Raw genomic sequence first — 6,775 nt, 5'->3', positions numbered from 1 at the left:
AGGACATTGCCATCAATTCAACATCGGGACTGTCGTCTCCGGGAAGAAAAATAAGCGGCGTTTTATTTTTCGCACACTCAAACATAAGGCGGTCGCAAACATAGGGGTAATAATTTCTTCCGCCGAGCATTCTCGCCACAACAAGGCGCGCGCCGCTCACAACGGAATCAACATAATTATCAACTGAAAGTTCGCGTTTGAGATACGCGAGATTTGCCATGCGCAAAGAGGGAATTTTTTTCGCGCGCGAGTTGATTTTTGAGTACGCGGAATTAAGGCAGAAAATATCGGTGTCCGCGGCGGACAGAAAAACAATGTCCCCCGGAGTCTGGTCTATGAAAAAAACACCGTCGTCCTCGCCCGGATTCCAGCCCCCCGGTATGGTCGCGATTAAATGCATTTTACAAAAAACAAAAAAATCAGGAACGGGTCAGATTTTTTTCCACAATTTCACCGAGATTTAAAAGCGAAAGTTTTCTTCCGATAAAAACAAGACGGGTGCTTGCGGTTTCATTTTCGCGCCACGGGCGGTCAAAATATCCGTCAAACCTCTCTCCGACTCCCTGTATGAGCATTCTCATCGGTTTGTCCGCAACCTTGATAAACCCTTTTATTCTGTAAATTTCATGCTCGCGAACGGTTTTCTTGAGCGCGTCCATAAGTTTTTCCGGCGAGGTTTCGTATTTAACTTCCACAACAACCGAATCTATGTCGTCATCATGCTCGTGGTCGCTTCCGTTTTCGTGGTGCTGTTCGTGAAGGCACGGGCGGGAATCCAGGTCATCTTCGGCGGCGGCTCCCATTCCGAGCAAAATATCGGTGGAAACATTTCCCATTTTAGCGCGCACAACCGCCGCGCCGGGTTTCATTTTGTCTTTCAAAAGCTCGGTGATTTCGCCGAGTTTTTCATCGCCGACAAGGTCTGTTTTGTTCAAAACCACCATGTCCGCGCATGAAAGCTGGTCTGAAAACAGATCTTCAATCGGGGTTTCGTGGTCAAGCGAATCGTCCGCCTCGCGCTGGGACTGAACCTTTTCTCTGTCGCAAATCTCGCCGGTTGCCGCGCCTGCGGCGTCCACAACGGAAATCACCGAATCCACCGAAAAATGCGGCTTCAAACCGGGCCAGTTAACGGCGCGAACAAGCGGTTTTGGCAGCGCGAGCCCGGAAGTTTCAATCACGATATGGTCAATGTCATTTTTCCTCTCAAGCAGTTTTGTCATTGCGGGCAGAAATTCCTCCTGCACCGTGCAGCAAAGGCATCCGTTGCTGAGTTCAACAATTTCACCCTCCTCGCAACCGCACGAAGATCGGATAATTTCGCCGTCAATTCCCACATCACCGAACTCGTTAACGATAACGGTAATGCGCCGCCCGCCCGCTTGCGTGAGCAGATTGCGGACAAGAGTGGTTTTTCCGGCTCCAAGAAAGCCGGTTATTACGGTTATGGGAATTTTGCGCGTTTGTGAAACTTTTCTATCCTGTTTACTCATTCTCTTCTTTTTTGATTTTCGGGATTCTTAAACAAGCCTCTCATATCTTTTATACTCTGAGAAAGAGGTTGGCCTATCTCAAGATTAAGGGATAAGGGTCCAGTTCTCAAACTAAATTTTCCTCCTGAAAGTATCACAGCAACAACTATTACGAATGCCAGACCACCAACAATAATTTTTACCGGGCTTTCTTTAGATATCTTTTCTACTAAAAGTTCATTCTCACTTGATTCTTTTATTTTGAAAAACCTATTAGGCAAAGAACTGCCTACATCGGAATGGTGGGTTTCGAGATAATGCTTTATCTTCAATCGAATTTGCTTAACATTTTCTTCCGAGATACTAGAATCATCTTTAGGGAAACAAGAAAAACATTCGTTAGTTCTAAATACAAGAGAATAAACTGATTTAAATTCTCTTAAAAACAAAGACAATTCACTAATTTCAGGAAATTTCTCCTGTTCCGAAAACTTTATTGTGATACTTTTCCGCATTGTAGTAAACTAATCTTTATAAACAACTATGCTGTTATTTCGAGACCAATCTTCTGAAAATCCAACATGGGATATGTCATCATTGCTTTTATCCATAGGGGCTACAACCTACAAAATCGATACGGTCTGGCTTGCCAAACAAATATAAAGCCTCTCCAATTTTTAATTGTTTCTTAAACAATTTAATTAAGTTTAAATTAAATTGTTGTATCCCTTCTTTCGGATTATCCCAAGAATTTACTGTTACTCCATATGGACCATCACATACTATTAAGTCTATTGAACTACCGGAAACTCCTTCCCGCAAATCAAAAACATCTCCATGAATAATTCTGTTCACGTAAGAATCCGGAGTTTTTTTCGCCAATTTCATACCTTTAAACAATACCCTTTATTTACCCTGCTTGAAAACCATACTCATCACCGCATCCATATCCAAACTTTCCTCCAATACATCGGCGAGTTTGTCATACTGCTTTTCCATTTCGGCCGTGAAGTTCGTGTTCACTTCATCGGGCAAGCCCTTTTTCGCGCGCAAATGGCTCAAAAATGCGCTTCGGAGATTGTCGTTTTCAAAAATTCCGTGCAGATAAGTGCCGTAAACATTGCCGTTTTCGCTCACAGCGCCGTCAAAAAAGCCGTCTGATTTTTTGAGAAACCGCGCGCCGTTCGCGCCGGAAAACCGCGTCTGTCCCATATGAATCTCGTAGCCCTTTATTTTCTCTCCCTCAATACCGGCGAACACCGCGCCGCCGTTTTCAACTGTCGCCGAGGTTTGCCGAAGCGTTTTTTCCTCCATAATTTCGGTTTCGGCGGAAAAAAAACCGAGCCCGCGCTCGGAAGTTTTCGCGGATTCAAAACCGTCGGTGTCCTCAAGCGCCGCGCCGAGCATCTGATAGCCGCCGCAAATTCCGATAACCGGAACGCCGGACTCGCTTATGCCCTCAAGCGCGTTCGCAATTCCGCTACGTTTCAAAAACCGCAAATCCTCAATGGTCGCCTTGCTTCCGGGAATCACAACCGCGTCCGCACCGCAGAGGTCATTCGCGCCAAGCGCGTATGAAACAGACACGCCTTTCTCCATCTCAAGAGGGCGCATGTCCGTAAAGTTTGATATGCGCGGCAGTTTTACAACGCACACCTTCAAACCGCCCGTGCGGCGCGGCGGGTTTTCAAGATAAACGGAATCCTCATCGTCAAGAAAAAGCGGTTCAATATGCGGCACAACACCCAAAACCGGTTTTTCGGTTTTTCGCTCAAGTAACCCTATCCCCTCGTCAAGCAAAGCGCGGTTGCCGCGAAATTTGTTGATTATCATTCCGCGCACGCGGTCTCTGTCATCATCGAGCAGGTCAAGTGTTCCCGCGAGAGAAGCGAAAGCCCCTCCCCTGTCTATGTCGGCGACAAGCAGAACGGGGCTGGCGGCGAGTTTTGCCACAGTCATATTGACTATCTCGCTGCGGGAAAAATTGATCTCCGCCGCGCCGCCCGCGCCCTCAATCACAACCACTTCAAATTTGCTCATCACGCGCTCCAAACTGCCGCCAACCGCTTCAAGCGCCCGCGGGCGGAACTCCATATACTCGGCGAAAGTCATATTGCCCGCGCTTTTGCCGAGAACCATCACTTGTGAGCCGTCATCTTTGAGGGGTTTGAGCAGAATGGGATTCATATCCGCAGACGGGGCGATGCCCGCGGCGCGCGCCTGCATCGCCTGCGCCCTGCCAATCTCCGAGCCGTCAGGGGTTACAAACGAATTCAAACTCATGTTTTGCGACTTGAACGGGGCGACCGAAAACCCTTTCCGCGCGAAAATCCGGCACAGACCGGCGGCGATAACGCTCTTGCCCGCGTGGGACGCCGTGCCCTGAATCATCAAAGTTTTAGCCTTCACGGTCTATCTCCGCCCATTCTTTTAAAAGTCTTTCACAGTCCTTTTGCGGACGTGCGCTGAGCCGTATGTGCGAGGCAAGCCCGAAAGACGAACAGTCGCGCACGGCGAGCCCTTTTTTCAAAAGCCGCTCCCGCAACGACCGTGCATCCGGGGTTTTGACAAGGAAAAATCCCGTGTCAGTCGGAAGGCACGGTTTGCCGACCGCGGCAAGCGCGTCCACAAGCAAATCCCTTGCGGCGAAAAGCCGCGATTTGCTCTCAAAAAGAGCGGATTGAGGGAGCTCGAAAACCGACCGCGCCACCCTGCAGGCGACTGAGTTGACATTCCACGGCGGACGTGCGGCGTTGAGAACGGAAACCACGCGCGGGTTTGAAACCGCGTAGCCGAATCTGATTCCGGCAAGCCCGTAAAACTTCGCGAGCGAGCGCAAAACCACGACATTGCCCGGCCCGATAAGCGGCGTGGAGTCCCACGGGTTTTGCACAAAATCCGCGTATGACTCGTCAATCACAAAAACCGCATCCGCCGCCGCCGAGGCGATTTCCTCCACTTCCGGGCGCGAAAGGTAAAGCCCGGTCGGGTTGTTCGGATTACAGAGGAAAACAAGGTCGGGCGACTCGCGCCGTATCTCCGAAGCGATGAACGCGGGGTCAAAGCGCAGGTTTTCACCGGCGCGGCACAAAATCGCCCGTGCGCCGCAAATCGCCGCGGCTCTTTCGTATTCGGAAAAAGTCGGAACGGGTATCAGAACCGAACCGCCCGCGGGCAGGCACCGGCACAGAATATGCACTATTTCGGACACTCCGTTGCCCGCGAAAACGCAGTCCGGTGAAACACCGTGAGCCGCCGCAATCGCGCCGCGCAGTTCGGAGTATCGCGCGTCGGGATATTCGCGGGCTCCCGCGCACGCACCCGAAAGCAGCCTTGAAGACGGGAAAAACGGATTGAGATTGCTTGAAAAATCAACCACGCTCGCGGGGTCAAGCCCCAGAGAGCGAACCTCCTCATGGTCAATTCCGCCGTGAACCGGCGCGGACGCGCGCGCGATGAGCTTCAAATTCCATCCTCCGCGCGCGCTTTAAGACGAGCGGGGATGCGCTTTATGATGCCCGAAGAGAGAAAGTTCAAATGGATGTATGAAGCGACCGTGTTGCGGAAAACCATTCCGCCGCGAGACTCATCGCCCGCAGAAGTTGTTATGTTAAAAAAATTGCCCGCGTGTCCGCCTGAAAGGGCGGAATAGTGAAACTCATGCCCCTTTTCCCTGTCGCCCGCGCGGAAAAAACCCGCATCGGCCGCGGCGATTACTTCTCTGTAGCCAACGGATTGCAGACGCGGACGCATCTCAAAATCCGCTTCCAGCGCACCGCACATATCAAATCTCCGCCCGTTCAAATCCGTGAGCCCCGCGCCCAGATACATCATTCCGCCGCATTCCGCGTAAACCGTGCCGCCCTGAAATGCAAAATTGCGCAAATCATCTCTCATCGGGACGTTGCTCTCAAGTTCGCCGCAGTAAAGTTCCGGAAACCCCCCACCGATGAAAACAGCGTCCGCTCCTGCGGGCAGGCGTTCTTCGGACAACGGGGAAAAAGGCGCAATTTCACATCCGCGCAGAGAAAGAATCTCAAGTGCGTCTTCGTAGTAGAACGAAAACGCCTTGTCGCGCGCGACCGCGAAACGGACGCTCTGCGGCTCCGGCACGAACGGATAGAGGGGGTCACCGGAATCCGGCGGGAAAAGCGGCGGAGCCGAGCCCGCGATTTTTTCAATGCGTTCAATATCAAGCGATTTTGAGGCTATCTCCACTTCGGAAGACAGTTTGTCCGCGCGCACGGGCTCCTCAACCGCATGGGAAAGCCCCAGATGCCTTGATGTGAGCGCAATTTTGTCGTCAAGCGGCATAAAACCCAGATACGGAATCGCCGTTTTTTCGGTAACAACGGCGGCAATTGCTTCCGCACGCTCTTTTGAAGCGGCCCTGTTCAGCACAAAACCCGCGATGTTGACCTTTTCGTCAAACATTTTAAGCCCCAGCGCGGTCGCTGCCGTTGTCTGCGCGCCGCCATCGGGGTTCAGAACGAGAATTACAGGTGCGGAGAGAAATTTGGCGGTATGCGCCGTGCTCGCCGTGTTGTCCGGGCGGGAGCCGTCATAAAGCCCCATTACGCCTTCAATGACGGAAATTTGCGCGTTGGCGGCGTTTCGGAGAAAGATTTCAAGGCAGTGTTGAGGGCTGGTCATCCACAGGTCAATGTTTCTGCCCTTCACGCCGGTTCTTGCTTCGTAATGGGAAGTGTCAAGGTAGTCGGGACCGGTTTTGAACCCCTGAACCCTGACACCTTTTCGGGAGAGGGCGTTCATAATCGCGAGCGAAACCGTTGTTTTTCCGCATCCGCTCCGCTCTCCCGCAATAACTACTCTTGAATACACGACTGGTTTGCTATTCAAAGATTTTGAGCAGGTCTCTTCTCGCGAACATCGCCACGGGTTTTCCGTCCCTGACGACCGGAAGACTGTGAACGCGGGCTTTGAGCATCTTTGTAACGGCGTCCTCGACGGTGTCGCTCTCTTCAATCGTGGAGACGTGGACTTGCATAAAATCTTTCAGTTTCAAGCCGCCGCCCTCGCGGCAGGCATCCACAATTCCGGAGCCGTCAGTCCATTTGCCGAAAAGCACATGCCCGGTCTGGCGGGAAAAGGGAACTTTTTCCATTGCGCCGATAAAATCGGTTTCCGATATGATTCCGGCAAGTTTTCCGCTCTCGTCAACGACCGGAAGACAGCCGACCGAGTTTTCCTTCATTGCGTCCGCGACATCTTTTAGAGACGCCTCTTCGGAGATGGTAGCGACCGGAGCGGTCATGATTTCAGATACAAGCATCTTTTCACCT

7 protein-coding genes and 1 pseudogene are annotated in these 6,775 nt (G+C 51.5%); all 8 read right to left on the bottom strand.

Annotated features, from left to right (window positions below):
* Positions 1-400 (bottom strand): annotated as a pseudogene (locus tag ACY430_RS05600) (cobaltochelatase subunit CobN); the annotation flags it as partial.
* A gap of 19 nt (positions 401-419) precedes the next feature.
* Positions 420-1,493 (bottom strand): cobalamin biosynthesis protein CobW, encoded by a 1,074-nt coding sequence (gene cobW / locus ACY430_RS05595; protein WP_462137907.1) that lies wholly within the window; start codon positions 1,491-1,493, stop codon positions 420-422.
* Positions 1,490-1,987 (bottom strand): hypothetical protein, encoded by a 498-nt coding sequence (locus ACY430_RS05590; protein ID WP_462137906.1) that lies wholly within the window; start codon positions 1,985-1,987, stop codon positions 1,490-1,492. Before ACY430_RS05590 ends, cobW begins: the two co-directional genes overlap by 4 nt.
* Positions 1,988-2,075: 88 nt before the next feature.
* Complete coding sequence (locus ACY430_RS05585) at positions 2,076-2,354, bottom strand: hypothetical protein (RefSeq protein WP_462137905.1); 279 nt, start codon at positions 2,352-2,354, stop codon at positions 2,076-2,078.
* Positions 2,355-2,378: 24 nt separating this feature from the next.
* The gene (locus tag ACY430_RS05580; RefSeq protein WP_462137904.1) at positions 2,379-3,881 is read right to left on the bottom strand and encodes a cobyric acid synthase; all 1,503 of its coding nucleotides are present in this window, start codon (positions 3,879-3,881) and stop codon (positions 2,379-2,381) included.
* Complete coding sequence (locus ACY430_RS05575) at positions 3,871-4,938, bottom strand: pyridoxal phosphate-dependent aminotransferase (protein ID WP_462137903.1); 1,068 nt, start codon at positions 4,936-4,938, stop codon at positions 3,871-3,873. The genes ACY430_RS05580 and ACY430_RS05575 overlap by 11 nt, the downstream gene beginning before the upstream one ends.
* A complete protein-coding gene (locus tag ACY430_RS05570; RefSeq protein WP_462137902.1) occupies positions 4,935-6,332 on the bottom strand; it encodes a cobyrinate a,c-diamide synthase in 1,398 nt (465 codons plus the stop codon). The genes ACY430_RS05575 and ACY430_RS05570 overlap by 4 nt, the downstream gene beginning before the upstream one ends.
* Positions 6,325-6,765, bottom strand: a complete 441-nt coding sequence (locus tag ACY430_RS05565; RefSeq protein ID WP_462137901.1) for a CBS domain-containing protein — start codon at positions 6,763-6,765, stop codon at positions 6,325-6,327. The genes ACY430_RS05570 and ACY430_RS05565 overlap by 8 nt, the downstream gene beginning before the upstream one ends.
* Positions 6,766-6,775 lie beyond the last annotated feature (10 nt).

This window comes from Candidatus Mycalebacterium sp. (assembly GCF_977828045.1).
The sequence above is the reverse complement of the archived record's forward strand: the minus strand, read 5'-3'. Positions and strand labels throughout refer to the sequence as shown.